Source organism: Prescottella sp. D32 (assembly GCF_037287305.1).
Lineage (GTDB): Bacteria > Actinomycetota > Actinomycetes > Mycobacteriales > Mycobacteriaceae > Prescottella > Prescottella equi.
This window is the reverse complement of sequence record NZ_JARBSW010000002.1, coordinates 419,792-438,730: the sequence shown is the minus strand read 5'-3', so window position 1 is coordinate 438,730 and position 18,939 is coordinate 419,792. Positions and strand designations below refer to the sequence as shown.

Here is an 18,939-nt window from a genome sequence, read left to right as displayed (position 1 = left end):
GCGGAGACCGAAACGCCTCCGGCCCAAGCGAAATGCTTGGGCCGGAGGCGTTTTTCGGTAGCGGGTGCGCGGCCGATCAGGGCTGTTCGACGCCGAGGCTGATGCCGCGGGTTGCAAGCCACGGCAGCGGATCGATCTTGTTCTCGCCGGCCAGGTGTACCTCGAAGTGCAGGTGCGGACCGGTGGAGAATCCGCGGTTGCCCATGGTGGCGATCTGGTCGCCGGCCATGACCTTCTGCCCGACGGTCACGAGCGTCTCGTTGATGTGGCCGTACACGGTGATCGTGCCGTCGGCGTGCTGGAGACGGACCCACATGCCGAAGCCGGAGGCCGGACCGGAGTCGATGACCGTGCCGTCGGCCACCGCGTAGATCGGGGTGCCGATGGCGTTGGCGATGTCGACACCCGCGTGCAGGGTGCCCCAGCGGGCCCCGAACGACGAGGTGTAGGTGCCCTTGGCGGGCAGGACGAACAGCGGGCGGCGGGCGGCGGCCTCGCGGGCGGCGCGCTCCTCGCTGAAACGCTGGCCCTTGGCCAGCAGGTTGGAGAACTGGTTCAGATCCGTCGGGTTCGCGAGGGCGAGTACCTGCGGGGCGGAACTGGTGGAGGTCGTCTGCGCGACATTGCTGAACTGTGCTGCCTGGGGAGTCGCGGTGGTGGCGACGGATCCGGCCTCGTCGAGGGCGACCTCGGAATGATCGGAATCCTGCGACGGTCCGCTGACCGCGGCCTGTCCGGCGGCGACCACTGCGCCGGCGGCCACTGCGATGACCGCTGCCCGGCCCTTGAGGGCGGTGGGCGGGGTGGGGAGGCGGTGGCGACCGCCGCGTCCGGGGGGAGCGGCAGCGGTGACCGTGGTGGCCCCGACGATCTCGGTGGGGGCCTCGCCGGTGCCGGGGGCATCCTCGCGGGCGGTGGGAACTTCGGTGCTGTGGAGCATGACGCTGTGAATCTCGGTTCTTTCCGCCCCGGAGCCTGTGGCTTCCGGACCTGCCGCCGCTGGGAACGCCCGGGTGGGCTCCTCGTCGGCGTGCTGTTTCACGAATCGGCTGGCGGTGAACTGAGTGCGGTGGTGCATGTGCCCTGCCGTCCTCCTGCCCGTGACCTGCCTGTGACTTAGACCTTGGCGACGGTAACGAAACGGTTGCAGCGGGGCAACCTGTACCGCGCAAGCAACATGGCATTGTGACGCGTGTCACACGGTGAGCTGGGAGGATGTCGAACATCCCGAATGGTTTCGTTCATATATCGGGACGGCTCGTGTTTGTTACAGCCCGATCGCGGCAGTGATCGGTTGCGGGTCGGTTGCACTGCCGGGTAATTGCCGCGCGGCGGTTTCGGGGGTGATTCGGGTGGTCCGATCGCGACGCCGTTCGGGCCACCTGCAATCCTTGGGAGGGCGCCTTCTGGCGCGGCCGCACCGAGTGCGCACCCGGATCGAATCGTGGGTGCCGCCGCTCCTGTGATGTGGTGGCCGCGACGGAGTGCCGCCGTCGGCTCGAGCGCGTGATATATGCCACATGGCACATAGGCGAGCGATAGTCGATTGATTGAACTAGTTAAAGTCCGACACGGACCCGCTCCTACCCCGAGCGGGCGTCAACGCAGACGAGACGGTGAGCAGATGGATCTCTTCGAATACCAGGCGAAGGAACTCTTCGCCAAGCATGACGTGCCGACGTCGGCCGGCCGTGTTACCGACACGGTTGCCGGTGCCCGCGAGATCGCGGAGGAAATCGGCAAGCCGGTCATGGTCAAGGCCCAGGTCAAGGTCGGCGGCCGTGGCAAGGCCGGTGGCGTGAAGTACGCCGCCACCGCGGACGATGCGCAGACCCACGCCGAGAACATCCTCGGCCTGGACATCAAGGGCCACGTCGTCAAGAAGCTCCTCGTCGCCGAGGCGAGCGACATCGCGGAGGAGTACTACATCTCCTTCCTGCTCGACCGCACCAACCGCACCTACCTGGCCATGTGCTCGGTCGAGGGTGGCATGGAGATCGAAGAGGTCGCCGCCACCAAGCCGGAGCGTCTCGCCAAGGTCTCCGTCGACGCCGTGAAGGGTGTCGACCTCGCGTTCGCGCGCAGCATCGCCGAGCAGGGCCACCTGCCCGCCGAGGTGCTCGACGCCGCAGCCGTGACCATCCAGAAGCTGTGGGAGGTCTTCGTCAAGGAAGACGCTCTCCTCGTCGAGGTCAACCCGCTCGTCCGTACGCCCGACGACCAGATCCTCGCCCTCGACGGCAAGGTCACCCTGGACGCCAACGCCGACTTCCGTCAGCCCGGCCATGCCGAGTTCGAGGACAAGGACGCGACGGATCCGCTCGAGCTCAAGGCCAAGGAGAACGACCTCAACTACGTCAAGCTCGACGGCGAGGTCGGAATCATCGGTAACGGCGCCGGCCTGGTCATGTCGACCCTGGACGTCGTCGCCTACGCGGGTGAGAAGCACGGCAACGTCAAGCCCGCCAACTTCCTCGACATCGGTGGCGGCGCCTCGGCGGCCGTCATGGCTGCCGGCCTCGACGTCATCCTGAACGACGCACAGGTCAAGAGCGTCTTCGTCAACGTCTTCGGTGGCATCACCGCATGTGACGCGGTCGCCAACGGCATCGTGGGTGCCCTCGAGACCCTGGGCGACGAGGCCAACAAGCCGCTCGTCGTGCGCCTGGACGGCAACAACGTCGAAGAGGGTCGTCGCATCCTCGCCGAGGCCAACCACCCGCTGGTGACGGTCGTCGCAACCATGGACGAGGCTGCCGACAAGGCTGCCGAGCTCGCGTTCGCCGCGAAGTAAGGGACACACACAACAATGGCTATCTTCCTGACCAAGGACTCCAAGGTCATCGTCCAGGGCATCACCGGCGGCGAGGGCACCAAGCACACCGCGCTGATGCTCAAGGCCGGCACCCAGGTCGTCGGTGGCGTCAACGCTCGCAAGGCCGGCACCACGGTCTCGCACACCGACAAGGACGGCAACGCTGTCGAGCTGCCGGTCTTCGCGACCGTCGCCGAGGCCATGAAGGAGACCGGCGCGGACGTCTCGATCGCGTTCGTTCCCCCGGCCTTCTCGAAGGACGCCATCGTCGAGGCCATCGACGCGGAGATCCCGCTGCTCGTGGTCATCACCGAGGGCATCCCGGTGCAGGACTCCGCGTACGCGTGGGCCTACAACGTGGAGAAGGGCAACAAGACCCGCATCATCGGCCCCAACTGCCCGGGCATCATCACCCCGGAGGAGGCCCTCGTCGGCATCACCCCGGCGAACATCGCGGGCAAGGGCCCGGTCGGCCTGGTCTCCAAGTCCGGCACCCTGACCTACCAGATGATGTTCGAGCTGCGTGAGTACGGCTTCTCGACCGCCATCGGCATCGGCGGCGACCCGGTCATCGGCACCACCCACATCGACGCCATCGAGGCGTTCGAGAAGGATCCCGAGACCAAGCTGATCGTGATGATCGGTGAGATCGGTGGCGACGCCGAGGAGCGTGCCGCCGACTACATCAAGGCCAACGTGACCAAGCCGGTCGTCGGCTACGTCGCGGGCTTCACCGCTCCCGAGGGCAAGACCATGGGCCACGCCGGCGCCATCGTCTCCGGTTCCTCGGGCACCGCGCAGGCCAAGAAGGACGCCCTCGAGGCGGCCGGCGTCAAGGTCGGCAAGACGCCGTCCGAGACCGCGGCTCTCGCTCGGGAGATCCTGCAGAACCTCTAGATCCCGACGGATCTTGCGAACGGCGCTCGCAGCCAGGACGTATCGTCCGGCTGCGGGCGCCGTTCGGCGTCTCACACGTCCACCCACCGGACGCCGGCCGGCTCGAGTTCGCCTGCCCCGGCGGTGAGTTCGGCGACGACCGCGGCGAGGTGACCGGGGTCCTTCGTGGCCAGGGTGAAGGTGACCTCGGCACCGTAGACGGTGTCGACGACGGGGATTCCGCGGCCGCGCAGTTCCGCCTCGATTCGGCCCGCGGTGTCGTGCCCGACGTCGAGGGACAGCAGATCGAGACGTTCGCGGCTGAGCAGCGTCGGCCGAGCGGCGTCGGCCGCCACGGCGACTGCGCCGGAATACGCGCGCACGAGGCCGCCCGCCCCGAGCTTGACGCCACCGAAGTACCGGGTCACCACCGCGGCCACGTCGACCAGATCGCGCGCCCGCAGTACCTGCAGCATCGGCACGCCGGCGGTGCCGCCCGGTTCCCCGTCGTCGCCCGACCGTTCGGCGCGTTCGGACGGTTCGTTGCCCGTCACGTACGCCCAGCAGTGGTGCCGAGCGTCCGGATGGAGCCGCCGCTGCTCGTCGAGGAAGGCCTGCGCATCCGCGGGGGAGTCGACCCTTCTCAGCGCCGCGATGAAGCGGGAGTGCTTGACCTCCGTCTCCTCTACGACGTCGGAACCTGCGGGCAGCGTGAACGGCATGATTCATCTTCCCTTTCCGGCCCGGGTCCACCGCCGCGGGGAGACAATGGTGCGGTCCCCACCCGAGGGAGGTGCGATGTCGAAAGTTGCCGAGTCTTCGATCCGGACGGACCGCGCCGACCGGGGCGAGGCCGCCCGTCGGCGCGTGCCGTTCGACGCTCTGGCCGATCTCGCGGGCAGTGGTCGCGATCCGATCGAGTTGTTGAGAAGTCAAGACCTGCAACGAATTCCGGAGCTCCTTCCGATCCGTTACGGGCGAATGGTGTCGACGCCCTTCGCGTTCTACCGCGGCGCGGCGGCGGTGATGGCCGACGATTTGTCGCGAACGCCGAACTCGGGACTGCACACACACCTGTGTGGGGACGCGCACCTGAGCAACTTCGGGGTCTTCGCGACCCCGGAACGACGGCTGGCTTTCGACGTCAACGACTTCGACGAGACGTACCCGGGACCGTTCGAGTGGGACGTCAAACGGCTCGTCGCGAGCGTCGAGGTCGCCGCCCGGGTCCTGTCGTTCGGTGGTAAGCGCCGCCACCGCATCGCCCTCGCGTGCGCCGCCGCGTACCGCGAGACGATGTCGGCGCAGGCCCGGCTCGGCAATCTGGCCGTCTGGTACTCGCACGTCGAGGCCGAACAGGAACTCGCCGATCTCCGCGAGACGCTCGATGCGGCCAGCCGCCGGAGTTCGCGAAAACTGGTCGAGAAGTCGTGGCGGCGTGACAGCCTCCAGGCTCTCGGCAAGCTGACCACGATGACCGACGACGGTCGCCGGATCGTCTCTCGGCCACCGCTGCTGGTGCCGATCGAGGAGGTGTTCGAGACGCAGGACGCGCGTGCGCTGTACCGCGAGTTGTCGGGGCGCCTCGCCGAGTACCGCGAGACGCTGCGCGCAGACCACCGTGTCCCGTTCGACCGGTATGCGTTCGTCCAGGCCGCCCGCAAGGTCGTCGGCGTGGGGAGTGTGGGGACCCGTAGTTGGATCCTGCTGTTGCTCGGTGCGGACGACAGCGACCCGCTGTTCCTCCAGGCCAAGGAAGCCCAGCCCTCGGTCCTGGCGCAGTACCTTCACGGACCGGACCACCCGAACCAGGGGCAGCGGGTGGTCGAAGGGCAACGGATCATGCAGGCCGCGAGCGACATCTTCCTCGGCTGGCAGCAGGGCGTCGGCAACGACGGTGTCCGACGGGACTACTACGTGCGGCAGCTGCGCGACGCCAAGGGATCGGCGACGGTCGAGTCGATGACCCCGACCGGGATGGAGCAGTACGCGAGGCTGTGCGGCCGTGTGCTCGGTTACGCGCACGCTCGCGGGGGCGACCGGTTCGCGATCGCCGAGTACCTGGGCCCCGGCACCGGATTCGACGAGGCGATGGCCGCCTTCGCGCGGGCCTACGCGGACCGGACCGAGCAGGACCGTGCCATGCTGGCCGCGGCCGTCGAGGAGGGCCGGATCCCGGTGAGCACGCCGACGTGACGCCCGTCGTGCGCCGTGCTCTCTTCGGGTGAGAGCTGTCGGTGATCGGGGTAGCGTTCATGGGGATTTCGACACATCGACGAGGAGCGCAGATGACTTACAACGATGCAGGGTCGGGCTACGGCCAGCCCCCGCAGACGTCGGGCGAGTCCAATTCGCGGGGACTCTCCTTCTACCTCGGCCTCGGGGCGGCGGCGTTGGGCGTCGTGAGCTTCCTCCTCGGCTTCGCCCCGTACCTCGACTCGCCGGGCTCCGCGATGATGTACGGCGTGACGCTCAATGCGTTCGAGCCGCTCAGCAACGCGGTGGCGCCGCTGTCGCTGCTGCTGCTGGGCGGTCTGTTGTCGGGTATCTCGCTGCTGCCGAAGCAGAATTTCACGGGGCCGGCGGCCGCGGCCGCGGTCACGGGCTTCCTCGCCGCGTTCGCGCTCATGCTCAACCTTCCGGGCAACAGCGAGCTCGCCGGCGGTGGAATCGCGATTCTCGTCCTCGGGTTCGTCCAGACGGTGCTGGCGGTCGCCGTGTTCCTGTTCTCGGCCGGAATCGTGAGTGAGCCGGCCGCGCGACCCAGCCGCACCCACACTCATCCCGCCGCGTACGGACATCCTCAGGGGTACGCGCCGCAGCAGGGCTACAACGCGCCCCAGGGTTACGCGCCGCCGCAGGGCTACGCGCCGCAGCAGGGGTATGCGCCGCAGCAGGGCTACCCGTCCGGCTACGGACAGTCGCAGCAGCAGTACGGCTACCCGCAGTCGCACCAGGCTCCTCAGCCCACGGCCGGGTACGGACAGTTCCAGGCGGGGCAGCCCTACCAGTCGCAGCCGACGCAACAGATGTCGCAGCAACAGCCGGAGACGTCGTCGACGCCGGCCCCGCCCCGGCCCGAGCCCTCGCAGACCGACGTGACCGGGGCGCCCACCCAGGCGTTCGGCGCTCAGGGCGACCGGAACGACGCGCGCGACAAGGGCGACGACGAGAAGTGACCCGGCGAGGCGTCACCCGTCTCCTGAGCCAGTGGGGAAGGCCACGTTCCGGCGCGCCTGAACGGACACCCGGCGCGCAGGTGCGACCCTCGAGATGATGACTTCTCTGCTTGGTCGTGGCTCCCGCCGCGACGTCCCCACTCGCCCCGACCCGATTTCCGGCGACGCCCGCGCACTCGTCGGTGTCGCGCTGCGGCCGACCGGTGCCGCGATCGTGCTGTTGTCTGCGGTCGTGCTCGTCACGCTCGTGTCGTCGAACAGTGACCTGACGGGCGCGATCGGCGCGATCGCGACGAGTTGGTTCGCGCTGCACCAGGTTTCGCTGACGATCACGGACGCACCGCTCGGGATCCTCCCGTTGCTGCCGACCGCGGTGTTGATGTGGGTGGTGGCGCGCGGCTGTGCGCGAGTGGTGGAACCGGACACGTCTGCGCGCGAGGCCGCGAAGGTGGTCGGTGCTGCCGTCGCCGGTCCGCTCGCCGCGACGCTCATCGCGCTCGCGGTGGTGACCGACGCCTCCGCCGTCACGCCGATCTCCTCGCCGAACGCAGGGGCCGCGTTGGTGTGGGTGGTGGCGATCCACGCCCTGGCCGCGGGCGCCGGTGTCGTGTCGGTCGTCGGACGCACTCGGTGTGCTGCACTCGGTGCGCCCACGTGGCTGCCGTCGGTGGTCCGGCCCGCCGTGCGCGCGGCAGTGTCGCTGTTCGCGGCCGGCAGCGTGCTCGCCCTCGCCTCCCTCCTGTGGTCGTGGTCCGAGGTCGGTGACCTGCTCGGCGAGGGCGGCGGTGTGGTCGGGGTACTGGGTCTGACCGTGGTGTCGGTGCTGTACCTGCCCAACGTCGCCGTCGGCGGCGTCGCGGTGCTCCTCGGCGGGACAGCGAATGTCGGCGGGACGTCACTGAGCCTGTTCGAGATCGTCGCGGGTCCGGTACCGCCGGTGCCCGTCCTCGGAGGGGTGCCGACCGAACTGGCCGGTCCCGCGTGGCCCGTCCTGCTCCTCGTCCCGGTGGCCGTCGGAGCACTTCTCGGACGAGACTGCGGTCGGCTCCGGCTGTCGCTGCAGGACACCGCGTTCACGGTGCTCACGGCGGCGGGCGTCGCCGGTGTCCTCGCTGCCGCGGTGGGCTTCGCGGCCGGCGGTGAACTGGGCGCCTACGGATTCGTCGGGGTGGAGCCGTGGGCGTTGGGCCTGCTGACCTTCGGGTGGCTCGTGCTGCCTGGTCTCGCCGTCGCGGCCGTGCTCGCGCGCAGGAACGAGAGCGACGAAGAGTTCGAGGAAACCCTCGACGATGGAGCCGGGGAGGCCGAGGTGTCGCCGAGCGCGTCCGGTGAGCCCGGCGCAACTGAGGAGTTCGCGTTCGAGGTGAAGCGTCTCGAACTGCCGTCGATGCGCTACCGCTCGGAACCCGAACCGGATGCCGTGACAGCGGACGGCGCGGATGCGGACGGCGCGGATGCTCCGGACCCGGCTGTCGAGGACGCCCTCGAGGCCGAGATCGTCGACGACGAGACGCCCGAACCGCAGCCCGCGGACGGCGAGTCGGAGGCCGAGGCGCTCGACGTCGTCGAGGTCGAGGTTGCGGCCGGCGGAGAAGATCCCGTCGATTCCGGCGATTCCCCGGACGGCGTTTCCGAGAAGAGTTCCGCGCGGGAGCGCGCCGCGGACGCGGAAGGCGACCTGCCGGACGGTCCGGTGACCCCCAGAGACTAGGCTTGGGGCGGCCCGTGACGCGGCCGGATCGTCTCGAAAACCAGGAGTAGTGCGCTGACTGCCACGCGTGACCAGCTGCGGCCCACGGTGCCCGCTCGGATTGTCGTACTCGCGTCGGGGACCGGCAGCCTCCTGGAGGCGCTCCTCGCGGCTACGCGCGCCGACGGCTATCCCGCGGCGATCGTCGCAGTCGGGGTCGACCGGGACTGCGCCGCCACCGATCATGCCGCGAACGCCGGTGTCGCACACTTCAAGGTCGCGCTCGGCGAGCATGCCGACCGCGCCGCGTGGGACGTCGCCTTCACCGAGGCCGTCGCCGCCCACCGGCCGGACCTGGTGGTCAGCGCCGGTTTCATGAAGATCCTCGGCCCGGCGTTCATGGAACGTTTCGGTGGCCGCATCATCAACACGCATCCCGCGCTGCTGCCGGCGTTTCCCGGCGCGCACGCGGTGCGTGACGCGCTCGCGTACGGCGTACGGGTGACCGGCTCGACGGTGCACCTGGTCGATTCCGGCGTCGACACCGGCCCGATCCTGGCCCAGGAGCCGGTCGAGGTCCGCGTCGACGACGACGAGGCGACGCTGCACGAGCGCATCAAGATTGTCGAACGGCGACTGCTGGCCGAGGTCGTGGCCGCCGTCGCCCTCCGAGGTGTTGTTTCCGACGGACGAAAGGCCGTGATCCCCAGTGAGTGAACGCAAGGCTGTGCGCCGCGCACTTGTCAGCGTCTACGACAAGACCGGACTGGTCGAACTGGCCACCGGCCTGCACCAGGCCGGTGTCGAGCTGGTGTCCACCGGCTCCACCGCAGCCAAGATCGCCGAGGCCGGCATCCCGGTCACCAAGGTCGAGGACCTGACCGGCTTCCCCGAGTGCCTCGAGGGCCGCGTCAAGACGTTGCACCCGCGCGTACACGCCGGTGTTCTCGCCGACACCCGCAAGCCCGAGCATCTCGCGCAGCTCGAGGAACTGGGCATCGAGGCCTTCCAGCTGGTGATCGTGAACCTGTACCCGTTCACGCAGACCGTCGCGTCGGGCGCCACCCCGGACGAGTGCGTCGAGCAGATCGACATCGGCGGTCCGTCGATGGTCCGCGCCGCCGCCAAGAATCACCCGTCCGTCGCGGTCGTCGTCGACCCCGCGAAGTACGAGGGCGTTCTCGCCGCGGTGGAGGCCGGTGGCTTCAACCTCTTCGAGCGCACCGCGCTGGCGGCACAGGCGTTCCAGCACACCGCGTCGTACGACGTCGCGGTCGCCACCTGGATGACCGAGAGCCTGGTCGAGACCGTCGCGCCCAGCGAAGAGACGGACGATTCCGCACTGTCGAAGTTCCCGCGCTGGGTCGGTGCCACGTGGAACCGCTCCGCGGTGCTGCGCTACGGCGAGAACCCGCACCAGGCGGCGGCGCTGTACGACAGCCCGGCCGGTCCCGCGGGCCTCGCGCAGGCGAAGCAGTTCCACGGCAAGGAGATGTCGTACAACAACTACACCGACGGTGACGCCGCGTGGCGTGCGGCCTACGACCATGCCGAGCCCGCGGTCGCGATCATCAAGCACGCCAACCCGTGTGGCATCGCGGTGGGCGCCGACATCGCCGAGGCGCACCGCAAGGCGCACGCGTGCGATCCGGTCTCCGCGTTCGGTGGCGTGATCGCCGCCAACCGCGAGGTGACCGTCGAGATGGCCGAGCAGGTCGCCGACATCTTCACCGAGGTCGTCATCGCGCCGTCGTACGCGCCGGGTGCCGTCGAGGTGCTGGCCCGCAAGAAGAACGTCCGCGTTCTCGAGGCCGCCGCCCCCACCGAGACGGGCATCGAGCTGCGTCCGATCTCCGGTGGCGCGTTGCTGCAGGACCGCGACGTCCTCGACGCCGACGGCGACAACTCCGCAAACTGGACGCTGGTGGTCGGCGACGCTGCAGACGAGAAGACCCTCGCGGATCTCGAGTTTGCGTGGCGTGCGTGCCGCGCCGTGAAGTCCAATGCGATCCTGCTCGCGAACGACGGCGCCTCGGTGGGCGTCGGCATGGGGCAGGTCAACCGCGTCGACTCCGCGCACCTCGCGGTGCAGCGTGCCGGGGACCGCGCCAAGGGGTCGGTGGCGGCGTCCGACGCGTTCTTCCCGTTCCCCGACGGACTGCAGGTCCTGCTCGACGCCGGTGTCCGCGCCGTCGTCCAGCCGGGCGGATCGGTTCGCGACAACGAGGTGATCGAGGCGGCCCGCGAGGCCGGCGTCACCCTCTACCTGACCGGTGCGCGCCACTTCGCGCACTGATCGACACCTTCCGCAGCGCTCCCTCGTCCGGAGTTCGTGGGCCTCAGGCCGCGAGCTCGGACGGGGGAGCGCTGTGCTGTGCGGACTCGATGAGCGTGCGGGCGTGGGCGGCGTCGGTGCCCTCGACGACCAGGCGGGCCGCGCCGCGGGCGATCAGTTCGCTGAGCAGTGCCGCTGCTCCGGCGTCCTGGCCGGGCTCGACGTGCCGCAGGTCGATGGTGACGACCTGGCCGGTGAGGTCGCCGGGCAGGTCCAGGGCGGTGGTACCGCCGGCGCCGTGTCTCGTGGCGCCGCCGGCGCCGAGTCGAAGCTTCATGTGATTTCTCCTGACTGGAAGTAGGTAAAAGAAAAGGCACCCGAGGCGGTGTGCCTTCGGGTGCCCGAGAGAGGTTCCGGTTACGGGGAACCGGTCTCTCGGGGCCACCTGAAGAAGGCTGCGTGGCGGTGCCAGGCGGGTACGGCGAAATATGCGTGCTCGGAGATGTGCTGTGAAAAGTGCTTGTTGCCTACGTGCTTCAAGGCGTTTGCCGAGCTCATCGACTGCATCGCGACCGTACCTTTCTCGTGTGTGCCCGTTGGTTAACGGAGAACCATACAGCAGTGACGGCCCGGTGACATCTCGGTTTCTGCGCCGAGCGTGTCGCCGGGCCGTGGGAGTCCCGGATCAGAAGAGGGATCAGAGTCTGCGGAGCCAGCCCTCGAAACCCTGGGTGAACTCGGTCGACCAGGGCAACGGTTCGATGTAGTCCGCACCGGTGGAGGGGGCGTCGCCGATCTCCTTGAGCACGTGGTTCGCGGTCGTCATGCGCACCGGAGTCAGCGCGGTGTGAGCGAGTGCGGCGTCGAGCGCGTCGACGTCGCTGCTGCTGAGCTGGATGTCCTTCGCCGAGCAACTGGTCACGACCGGCAGACCCGCAGGCAGGCGCGAGGCCAGCTCGCGCGGGTCGAGCGCGTCCTCCTCCGCGAGTGCTCGCGCATTGGCTGGAACGAGGCCCGCGGCGCGCAGCGGATCGGGCAGGTCGTCGGTCAGCGTGGCATCGCTCCGCAGCGACTCGACGGCTCCGGCGAGCGCAACCCGCAGCTCGTCCGCCAGTTCCACCGGTAGCTGTCCGGCGCCGACGACGGCGGTGAGCTGTCCGTCGATCTGCGTGGTGAGCAGGTCCAGAAGCCGGACGGCGAGCGGCTCGAGCAGGCCCAGGCCGGCGACCTTCGCGCCGCTGCCGGCGAGGGCCAGCGCGATGAGCGCGCCCTCGCTGTGCCCGACGACGTACACCCGTTCCGGGTCCACGGCGGCCCGGTCGGTCAGGAACGTCAGCGCGGCCGCGGCGGCGTCGGTGAAGACCGAGAAGCCGAGGTCGCCGATGTCCTCGAGCTCGTACGGACCGAGTCCGGTCGAGCCGCTGCCCAGCTTGTCGTAGCGCAGGGACGCGAAACCGTGCCGCTCGAGCAGGTCCGCCAGGAACTCGAGGGTGCCGATCGAACCGGGGAGCAGCGCGCTGTCGCCGTTGCGGTCGGTCGGCCCGCTGCCGGCCAGCAGCAGGACGGCGGGGGCGGGCGCGTCGGGCCCGCTGCCGGCCGGCAGACGCAGGCTGCCGTGCAGGGTGATCGCGCCGGTGGTGAAGGTGATCTCGGTGTCGGCCATGCCGTCGAGTCTCTCAGAGCGACACGTCCGCTCCGTATGCGGCGACGAGCCCACGTGCCGAATCGTCGGAACACTCGTAGCTTGGAGTGGTGACTGCCACACCGCCCGCGCATCTGCCCCGCACTCTCGGTGAACTCCGGGCGTCCGGCCACGTCCAGCGTCCGGTCAAGGAGGAGATGCGTGACAATCTGCTCGCGGCCCTCCGGGACGGCGTGGACCCGTGGCCCGGCATCGTCGGCTTCGAGGAGACGGTGCTGCCGCAACTCGAGCGCGCCCTCATTGCCGGCCACGACGTCGTGCTGCTCGGGGAGCGAGGCCAGGGCAAGACGCGACTGCTGCGCACCTTGCCGCTGTTGCTCGACGAGTGGACGCCGGTGATCGCCGGGTCCGAACTGGGCGAGCACCCGTACGAGCCGATCACCCCGGCCTCGCTGCGCCGGGCCGCCGAACTCGGCGACGCGCTGCCCGTCGAGTGGCGGCACCGCACGGAGCGCTACGCGGAGAAGCTCGCGACGCCGGACACGTCGGTCGCGGACCTGGTCGGCGACGTCGACCCGATCAAGGTCGCGGAGGGACGCAGCCTGGGCGATCCGGAGACCATCCACTTCGGGCTGGTGCCCCGCGCGCACCGCGGCATCGTCGCGATCAACGAGCTGCCCGACCTGGCCGAACGGATCCAGGTGTCGCTGCTCAACGTCATGGAGGAGCGCGACATCCAGGTCCGCGGCTACACGCTGCGGCTTCCGCTGGACGTGTTGCTGGTGGCCAGCGCCAACCCCGAGGACTACACCAACCGCGGCCGGATCATCACTCCGCTCAAGGACCGCTTCGGCGCCGAGATCCGCACCCATTACCCGTCGTTGCTCGACGACGAGATCGCGGTGATCCGCCAGGAGGCGAACCTGCAGGCGTCGGTGCCGCACCATCTGCTCGAGGTGCTGGCCCGGTTCACTCGGCTGCTGCGCGAGTCGACGTCGGTGGATCAGCGGTCGGGCGTCTCGGCGCGCTTCGCGGTGGCTGGTGCGGAGACGGTGAGTGCCGCCGCGGTGCATCGCAGCGCCGTGCTCGGCGAGGCCGAGGCGGTGGCCCGGCCGATCGACCTCGGCACCGTCGTCGAGGTGCTGCGCGGCAAGGTCGAGTTCGAATCCGGCGAGGAGGGGCGAGAACTCGAGATTCTCGAACATCTGCTGCGACGTGCGACCGCGGACACCGCCCGCACCCGACTCGGCGGTATCGACATGGCATCGCTCGTGTCGGCGGTGGAGCAGGGGCAGCCCGTCGTCACCGGTGAGCGGGTCACCGCGAAGGCGCTGCTCGGGGAGCTACCGGAACTCGACGTGCTCGACGAGGTCGCGGCCCGGCTCGGGGCACAGACCGACGGCGAACGGGCCTCCGCGGCCGAGCTCGCACTCGAGGGCCTCTACCTGGCCCGGCGGATCTCGAAGAACCCGGACGAGAACGGGCAGGCGGTGTATTCATGAGGGCGTGGGCCTCATGAGCCCGTCTCGCGGCGCGCGGTACGGCCGGTACGAGGGCGGCGATCCACTGGCACCGCCGGTGGATCTGCGGGACGCGCTGGCCGCGATCGGTGACGACGTGCTCGAGGGGGCCTCGCCGCGGCAGGCGTTGCGGGAGTTGCTGCGGCGCGGCTTCGGGGACCGGCGCGGGCTCGACGACCTGGCCGCGCAGGCCAACCGGCGCCGCCGGGAATTGCTGCAGCGCAACAACCTCGGTGGGACGCTCGACGAGGTGCGGGAACTGCTCGACCGGGCGGTACTCGAGGAGCGCAAGGCCCTGGCGCGCGCCCTCGACGACGACGCCCGGTTCGCCGAGATGCGGATCGAGGAGCTGCCGCCGTCGACGGCGCAGGCCGTCGCCGACCTCGCCGACTACGACTGGCGCAGCAGCCAGGCCCGCGAGGACTACGAGAAGATCCGTGACCTGCTCGGGCGCGAGCTGCTGGACCAACGATTCGACGGGATGAAGCAGGCTCTCGAAGGCGCCACCGAGGAGGATCGCCAGCGGATCCGCGACATGCTCGAGGACCTGAACGCTCTGCTGGACAGCCATGCTCGCGGCGAGGACACCACGGAGCAGTTCGAGCAGTTCATGAATCGGCACGGCGAGTTCTTCCCCGAGAACCCGCGCAACACCGACGAACTGCTGGACTCGCTGGCCCGTCGGTCCGCCGCAGCTCAGCGGCTGCGGAACTCGCTCACCCCGGATCAACGCGCGGAGCTGGATGCACTGGCGCAGCAGGCATTCGGCGACCCGTCGTTGACGAACCAGCTCGACCGCCTCGACGCGCACCTGCAGGCCGCCCGTCCCGGCGAGGACTGGAACGGCTCGGCGGAGTTCCGCGGCGACGACGGACTCGGGTTGGGGGAGGGGACGTCGGCGGTCGCGGACGTGGCGGATCTCGAGCGGCTGTCCGAGCAACTGTCGCAACAGTATCCGGGCGCCCAGCTCGACGACATCGACACCGAGGCGCTGGCCCGTCAACTCGGCGACGAGGCCGTCGCGGACGCTCGGACGCTCGCCGACCTCGAGAAGGCGCTGCAGCAGCAGGGGTTCTTCGACCGGGCCCCGGACGGTCAGTGGCGCCTGTCGCCCAAGGCGATGCGCCAGCTGGGGCAGGCGGCTCTGCGGGACGTCGCCGGAAGCCTCGCGCACCGTGGCGGGCAGCGGGAGACCCGTCGCGCCGGGTCGATGGGGGAGCCGACCGGGGCGTCGCGGGCATGGGAGTTCGGGGACACTGAACCGTGGGACGTCACCCGGACCTTGACCAACGCGATCCTGCGCGAACCCGGCCGGATGCCGGTGCGGATGACGGTCGCGGACGTGGAAGTGGCCGAGACCGAGCAGCGCGCGCAGGCTGCCGTCGCGCTGCTGGTGGACACGTCGTTCTCGATGGTGATGGACGGGCGGTGGGTGCCGATGAAGCGCACTGCGCTGGCGCTCGAGCACCTGGTGACGACGCGGTTCCGGGGAGACGCGTTGCAGCTCATCGGTTTCGGGCGGTACGCGCAGGCCCTCAGTGTTGCCGAGCTCGCGGGCCTGGACGGCGCGTGGGACCAGGGCACCAATCTGCACCACGCGCTGCTGCTCGCGGCCCGGCACCTGCGCCGCCATCCCAACGCGCAGCCCGTCGTGCTGATCGTCACCGACGGTGAGCCCACCGCCCACCTCGAGCCGGACGGGCAGGCGTTCTTCGACTACCCGCCGAACGTGCGGACGCTGGGGCTGACGGTGCGCGAACTCGACACCCTCGCCAGGCTCGGCGCTCAGGTCACCATCTTCCGGCTCGGCGACGATCCCGGCCTGGCCCGTGTCGTGGACCGGATGGCGCAGCGGGTGGGCGGACGCGTCGTCGCACCCGACCTCGACGGTCTCGGTGCTGCCGTGGTGAGCGACTACATGCGGATGCGTCGCCCCGGGCGGTGAGAGGCGTCAGTCCTGCGCGACGATCTGGATCAGATTGCCGCAGGTGTCGTCGAAGACGGCGGTGGTGACGGGCCCCATGGTCAACGGCTCCTGCGTGAACACGACTCCGAGTGCCTTCAGTCGCTCGAACTCGGCCGGCACGTCGTCGACCGCGAAGGAAGCGGCGGGAATCCCGTCCGCGACGAGACCGGTCTTGTAGGCCTGGGCGGCCGGGTGCTGGTCGGGTTCGAGCAGCAACTCGGTGCCGTCGGGGTTCTCGGGAGAGGCGACGGTGAGCCACTTGTGTTCGCCGAGGGGGACTTCGGTCTTCTTCACGAAGCCGAGGACGTCGGTGTAGAAGGCGAGCGCCTTGTCCTGGTCGTCGACGTGCACGCTCGTCAGATGGATCCTCATGGCACTTCTTCCTCTCCGCGGTGCTGCGTGGTGTCGTGGTGCGTGATGCGAACCGGCCAGCGATCGGTGATCTCTCGTAGGGGTGTCGTGTCGAGATGGTGGAACTTGTACCGGCCCTCGCGTCGGGTTCGGAGCAGGCCGGCCTCCTCCAGTACCGCCACGTGCTGCGAGACGGCTTGCCGGGACGAGCCGACGTCGTGCTTCGTGACGAGTCGCGTGCACAGTTCGAACAGCGTCTGACCGTCCCGGTCGACGAGTTCGTCGAGGATCGCGCGCCGGGTCGGGTCCGCCAGGGCTCTGAACAGGTCACCCACACCCGAAACGATAGGCAAGTGCTCGCTTACCTGTCAATCCCGTCGACGCCCGTCGGGGTTCCGTCATCGGTCATCCGACCGATGGTGCGGGTGTGACGACGGTCATAGCGTGGCGATCGTCTCCGAAACACCTCACTGTGAAGGACGGTTCGCCATGAACACATCGGATCCGGGTTGGATGTCGGCTACCGAGATGGCCGCGCAGGTCGCCTCGAAGAGTCTGTCGCCCAACGAGATCGCGGAGGAGATGATCCGCCGGGTCGACGAGATCAACCCTGCGGTCAACGCGATCGTGCACTTCGACGCCGACCAGGTGCGGCGCGACGCGGCGGAACTGACACGCGCGCAGGCGAGTGGCGAACAGTTGGGGCCGCTGCACGGCGTCCCGTTCACGATCAAGGATCTCACCGACGTCCGCGGTCTCCCGACCACATTCGGCCTGAAGCCCATGCGCGACAACATCGCCGAGCGCGACGCGGTGATCGTGACCCGGTTGCGGCAGGCCGGCGGTCTGTATCTCGGCAAGACCAACACGCCGGAGAGCGGCTACTACGGCGGCACCGACAACCACCTCTTCGGCCCGACCCACAACCCGTGGAAGCCCGGCCACACCGCGGGTGGATCGAGTGGTGGCGCGGCCGCCGCGGTTGCCGCCGGACTGGGCCCGCTCGCCGAGGGCAGCGACGGCGCCGGATCGGTTCGGATCCCGTCGGCGCTGTGCGGCGTCGTCGGTCTCAAACCCACGACCGGCGTGATCCCGCAGACGATCCTGCCCGGCCGCTACAACAACTGGGCCTACCACGGCCCCATCACGCGCACCGTCGCCGACAACGCGCTGATGCTGGACGTGCTCGCCGGACCGGATCATTCGGATCCTCTCAGCATCGAGCGAGTCGAGACGTCGTACGTCGAGGCGGCGCGCGGGGGAATCGACGGCCTGCGGATCGCGTGGTCGCCGAACCTCGGTCTCGGGTACGTCGACCCCGACGTCGCGGCCGTGTGCGCCGAGGCGGTCGCGTGCTTCGAGGAGATGGGCGCGAAGATCGTCGAGGCGACCCCCGATTGGGGAGATCCGTCGCAGGCGATGTGGCACGGCATCTGGGTGCCCGGCTTCGCGGGCGAGCACGACATGCTCGACTGGGACTCGCTGCACGGCGACGTCGACGAGAATCTGATCGAGCTGATCCACGAAGGGCGTCGGCTCACCGGTGTCGACTACGGCCGCGCCGACACGTTCCGCGGTCGCATGTGGGACACCTGGACCGAGTTCATGAACGACTACGACGTCCTCATCTCGCCGACCCTCGCATCCGCGACCTTCCCGCTCACCCAGTTCGCGCCCGACTGGTTGCAGGGCAAGTCGCTCCGCGAGCAGCTTCTCGACTGGCTGCTGACCTATCCGTACAACATGCTGAACAACCCGGCGATCACCGTGCCGGCCGGATTCACCCCGGACGGACGTCCGGTCGGCCTGCAGATCGCTGCGCGCCACCGCCAGGATGCGCTCGTCCTCCGGGCCGCGGCGAACCTGGAGCAGGCGCGGCCGTGGGCGGATCGGCGTCCGGTGGCGTAGGTCACAGGTAGATTCGGCGCCATGAGCGAGCGGTGCGAGACGGCGGCCGGAGACCGGGACCTGATGTCGTCCCGATCCCCGGTCACCGTCGCGCACGGCCTGCTCTCACGCTGGTCCGCCGAACTCGGCTACGTCGCGGCCGCGATCACCTATCGACGCAGTGGGGACCAGGGGCAGCGGGTGCTCGCCAACGGCGGCTACGCGGTGCCCGTCGCGCAGTACCTGGCACGCGAGTTCGTCGACGACACTCGGATCTTCGACCACATCAGGGTGGCGTCCGGGCGGCCGGTCTGCTGGGAGGACGTTCCCGATTTCGAGCTGACATCGGCCGTGGAGGACGTGTTGCGGCCCTCCGGGTTCCGAGAAGGATCCTCGGTGGCACTCGGCCTGGAACGAGGGCAGGTCACCAGCGTCCTGCACGTGAGCTTCACGCGCTCGCAGGTCGATTCGACGGTGCGGGCCGGAATCGAGGCGCTCGCGCGGCAATGTCGCCGCATCGTCGCGGATCAGAGCGAACGTGAATCGTTCCGGCTCAGCGGCCGGGAACACCAGATCCTCGCGCTGGTCGCGCAGGGCGCAAGCAACGCCGAGATCGCGGCCGAACTGTTGATCAGTAGGCGCACGGTGGCGACACACCTGGAGAACATCTTCGCCAAGACCGGGACGCGTTCCCGTGTCCGCGTCGCGGTCCGGGCCACGGAACTGGGGATCCTGTGA

At 69.5% G+C, this 18,939-nt stretch carries 17 protein-coding genes; 11 read left to right on the top strand and 6 right to left on the bottom strand.

All coding sequences use genetic code 11. The features are described from left to right. Window positions 1-76: 76 nt before the first annotated feature. A complete protein-coding gene (locus PSS76_RS11650; RefSeq protein WP_013415166.1) occupies window positions 77-1,078 on the bottom strand; it encodes a M23 family metallopeptidase in 1,002 nt (333 codons plus the stop codon). Between the two features lie 546 nt (window positions 1,079-1,624). Here PSS76_RS11650 and sucC point away from each other — a divergent pair. Together sucC and sucD are read left to right on the top strand one after the other, a co-directional pair. Continuing rightward, the gene (gene sucC / locus PSS76_RS11645; protein WP_005514851.1) at window positions 1,625-2,794 is read left to right on the top strand and encodes an ADP-forming succinate--CoA ligase subunit beta; all 1,170 of its coding nucleotides are present in this window, start codon (window positions 1,625-1,627) and stop codon (window positions 2,792-2,794) included. Window positions 2,795-2,809: 15 nt separating this feature from the next. Continuing rightward, the gene (sucD, locus tag PSS76_RS11640) at window positions 2,810-3,712 is read left to right on the top strand and encodes a succinate--CoA ligase subunit alpha (protein WP_005514850.1); all 903 of its coding nucleotides are present in this window, start codon (window positions 2,810-2,812) and stop codon (window positions 3,710-3,712) included. Window positions 3,713-3,783: 71 nt separating this feature from the next. Here the strand turns inward: sucD and PSS76_RS11635 are convergent, their stop codons facing one another. Further along, complete coding sequence (locus PSS76_RS11635; protein WP_005514848.1) at window positions 3,784-4,413, bottom strand: IMPACT family protein; 630 nt, start codon at window positions 4,411-4,413, stop codon at window positions 3,784-3,786. Window positions 4,414-4,489: 76 nt separating this feature from the next. On the opposite strand from PSS76_RS11635, the gene PSS76_RS11630 reads away from it, so the two are divergent. From PSS76_RS11630 to purH, 5 genes are all read left to right on the top strand, one after another. Then, a complete protein-coding gene (locus PSS76_RS11630) occupies window positions 4,490-5,887 on the top strand; it encodes a DUF2252 domain-containing protein (protein WP_064058014.1) in 1,398 nt (465 codons plus the stop codon). Window positions 5,888-5,979: 92 nt separating this feature from the next. After that, window positions 5,980-6,870, top strand: coding sequence for a DUF5336 domain-containing protein (locus PSS76_RS11625; RefSeq protein WP_064058015.1), 891 nt, complete (start codon window positions 5,980-5,982; stop codon window positions 6,868-6,870). Between the two features lie 97 nt (window positions 6,871-6,967). Beyond that, a complete protein-coding gene (locus PSS76_RS11620; protein WP_237170988.1) occupies window positions 6,968-8,581 on the top strand; it encodes a cell division protein PerM in 1,614 nt (537 codons plus the stop codon). An 87-nt stretch (window positions 8,582-8,668) separates the two neighbouring features. Then, entirely contained in the window at window positions 8,669-9,277 is a 609-nt protein-coding gene (purN, locus tag PSS76_RS11615; protein ID WP_005514844.1) for a phosphoribosylglycinamide formyltransferase, read from the top strand. Continuing rightward, window positions 9,270-10,856, top strand: coding sequence for a bifunctional phosphoribosylaminoimidazolecarboxamide formyltransferase/IMP cyclohydrolase (gene purH / locus PSS76_RS11610; RefSeq protein ID WP_069856157.1), 1,587 nt, complete (start codon window positions 9,270-9,272; stop codon window positions 10,854-10,856). The genes purN and purH overlap by 8 nt, the downstream gene beginning before the upstream one ends. Before the next feature lie 43 nt (window positions 10,857-10,899). On the opposite strand, the gene PSS76_RS11605 is transcribed toward purH, so the two are convergent. Next, a complete protein-coding gene (locus PSS76_RS11605) occupies window positions 10,900-11,172 on the bottom strand; it encodes a hypothetical protein (RefSeq protein WP_084844036.1) in 273 nt (90 codons plus the stop codon). 360 nt (window positions 11,173-11,532) lie between these two features. Next, entirely contained in the window at window positions 11,533-12,498 is a 966-nt protein-coding gene (locus tag PSS76_RS11600; protein WP_084968205.1) for an alpha/beta hydrolase family protein, read from the bottom strand. A gap of 86 nt (window positions 12,499-12,584) precedes the next feature. Here PSS76_RS11600 and PSS76_RS11595 point away from each other — a divergent pair, with 86 nt between their 5' ends. Continuing rightward, window positions 12,585-13,979 carry an ATP-binding protein gene (locus PSS76_RS11595; RefSeq protein WP_175271438.1) on the top strand — a complete coding sequence of 465 codons (1,395 nt, stop codon included), beginning with the start codon at window positions 12,585-12,587 and terminating at the stop codon, window positions 13,977-13,979. Between the two features lie 13 nt (window positions 13,980-13,992). Further along, a complete protein-coding gene (locus PSS76_RS11590; protein ID WP_084968342.1) occupies window positions 13,993-15,942 on the top strand; it encodes a VWA domain-containing protein in 1,950 nt (649 codons plus the stop codon). A 6-nt stretch (window positions 15,943-15,948) separates the two neighbouring features. Here PSS76_RS11590 and PSS76_RS11585 read toward each other — a convergent pair whose 3' ends face one another. Both PSS76_RS11585 and PSS76_RS11580 read right to left on the bottom strand, forming a co-directional pair. Continuing rightward, on the bottom strand, window positions 15,949-16,335 hold the full coding sequence (locus PSS76_RS11585; RefSeq protein ID WP_013415176.1) for a VOC family protein: 387 nt from the start codon (window positions 16,333-16,335) through the stop codon (window positions 15,949-15,951). After that, complete coding sequence (locus tag PSS76_RS11580) at window positions 16,332-16,649, bottom strand: ArsR/SmtB family transcription factor (RefSeq protein ID WP_201789493.1); 318 nt, start codon at window positions 16,647-16,649, stop codon at window positions 16,332-16,334. Before PSS76_RS11580 ends, PSS76_RS11585 begins: the two co-directional genes overlap by 4 nt. 154 nt (window positions 16,650-16,803) lie before the next feature. Between PSS76_RS11580 and PSS76_RS11575 the strand changes: the two genes are divergently transcribed. Further along, window positions 16,804-18,222, top strand: a complete 1,419-nt coding sequence (locus tag PSS76_RS11575; RefSeq protein ID WP_005514835.1) for an amidase — start codon at window positions 16,804-16,806, stop codon at window positions 18,220-18,222. A 21-nt stretch (window positions 18,223-18,243) separates the two neighbouring features. Continuing rightward, a complete protein-coding gene (locus tag PSS76_RS11570) occupies window positions 18,244-18,939 on the top strand; it encodes a helix-turn-helix transcriptional regulator (RefSeq protein WP_049799420.1) in 696 nt (231 codons plus the stop codon).

What these genes read in the sequence shown, in the direction of transcription:
- PSS76_RS11650 (WP_013415166.1), bottom strand. Translation starts at nt 1,078, where the DNA reads ATGCACCACCGCACTCAGTTCACCGCCAGCCGATTCGTGAAACAGCAC.
- PSS76_RS11570 (WP_049799420.1), top strand. Translation starts at nt 18,244, where the DNA reads ATGAGCGAGCGGTGCGAGACGGCGGCCGGAGACCGGGACCTGATGTCG.
- PSS76_RS11630 (WP_064058014.1), top strand. Translation starts at nt 4,490, where the DNA reads ATGTCGAAAGTTGCCGAGTCTTCGATCCGGACGGACCGCGCCGACCGG.
- PSS76_RS11605 (WP_084844036.1), bottom strand. Translation starts at nt 11,172, where the DNA reads ATGAAGCTTCGACTCGGCGCCGGCGGCGCCACGAGACACGGCGCCGGC.
- PSS76_RS11575 (WP_005514835.1), top strand. Translation starts at nt 16,804, where the DNA reads ATGAACACATCGGATCCGGGTTGGATGTCGGCTACCGAGATGGCCGCG.
- PSS76_RS11635 (WP_005514848.1), bottom strand. Translation starts at nt 4,413, where the DNA reads ATGCCGTTCACGCTGCCCGCAGGTTCCGACGTCGTAGAGGAGACGGAG.
- PSS76_RS11625 (WP_064058015.1), top strand. Translation starts at nt 5,980, where the DNA reads ATGACTTACAACGATGCAGGGTCGGGCTACGGCCAGCCCCCGCAGACG.
- PSS76_RS11585 (WP_013415176.1), bottom strand. Translation starts at nt 16,335, where the DNA reads ATGAGGATCCATCTGACGAGCGTGCACGTCGACGACCAGGACAAGGCG.
- sucD (WP_005514850.1), top strand. Translation starts at nt 2,810, where the DNA reads ATGGCTATCTTCCTGACCAAGGACTCCAAGGTCATCGTCCAGGGCATC.
- PSS76_RS11620 (WP_237170988.1), top strand. Translation starts at nt 6,968, where the DNA reads ATGACTTCTCTGCTTGGTCGTGGCTCCCGCCGCGACGTCCCCACTCGC.
- PSS76_RS11600 (WP_084968205.1), bottom strand. Translation starts at nt 12,498, where the DNA reads ATGGCCGACACCGAGATCACCTTCACCACCGGCGCGATCACCCTGCAC.
- PSS76_RS11590 (WP_084968342.1), top strand. Translation starts at nt 13,993, where the DNA reads ATGAGCCCGTCTCGCGGCGCGCGGTACGGCCGGTACGAGGGCGGCGAT.
- sucC (WP_005514851.1), top strand. Translation starts at nt 1,625, where the DNA reads ATGGATCTCTTCGAATACCAGGCGAAGGAACTCTTCGCCAAGCATGAC.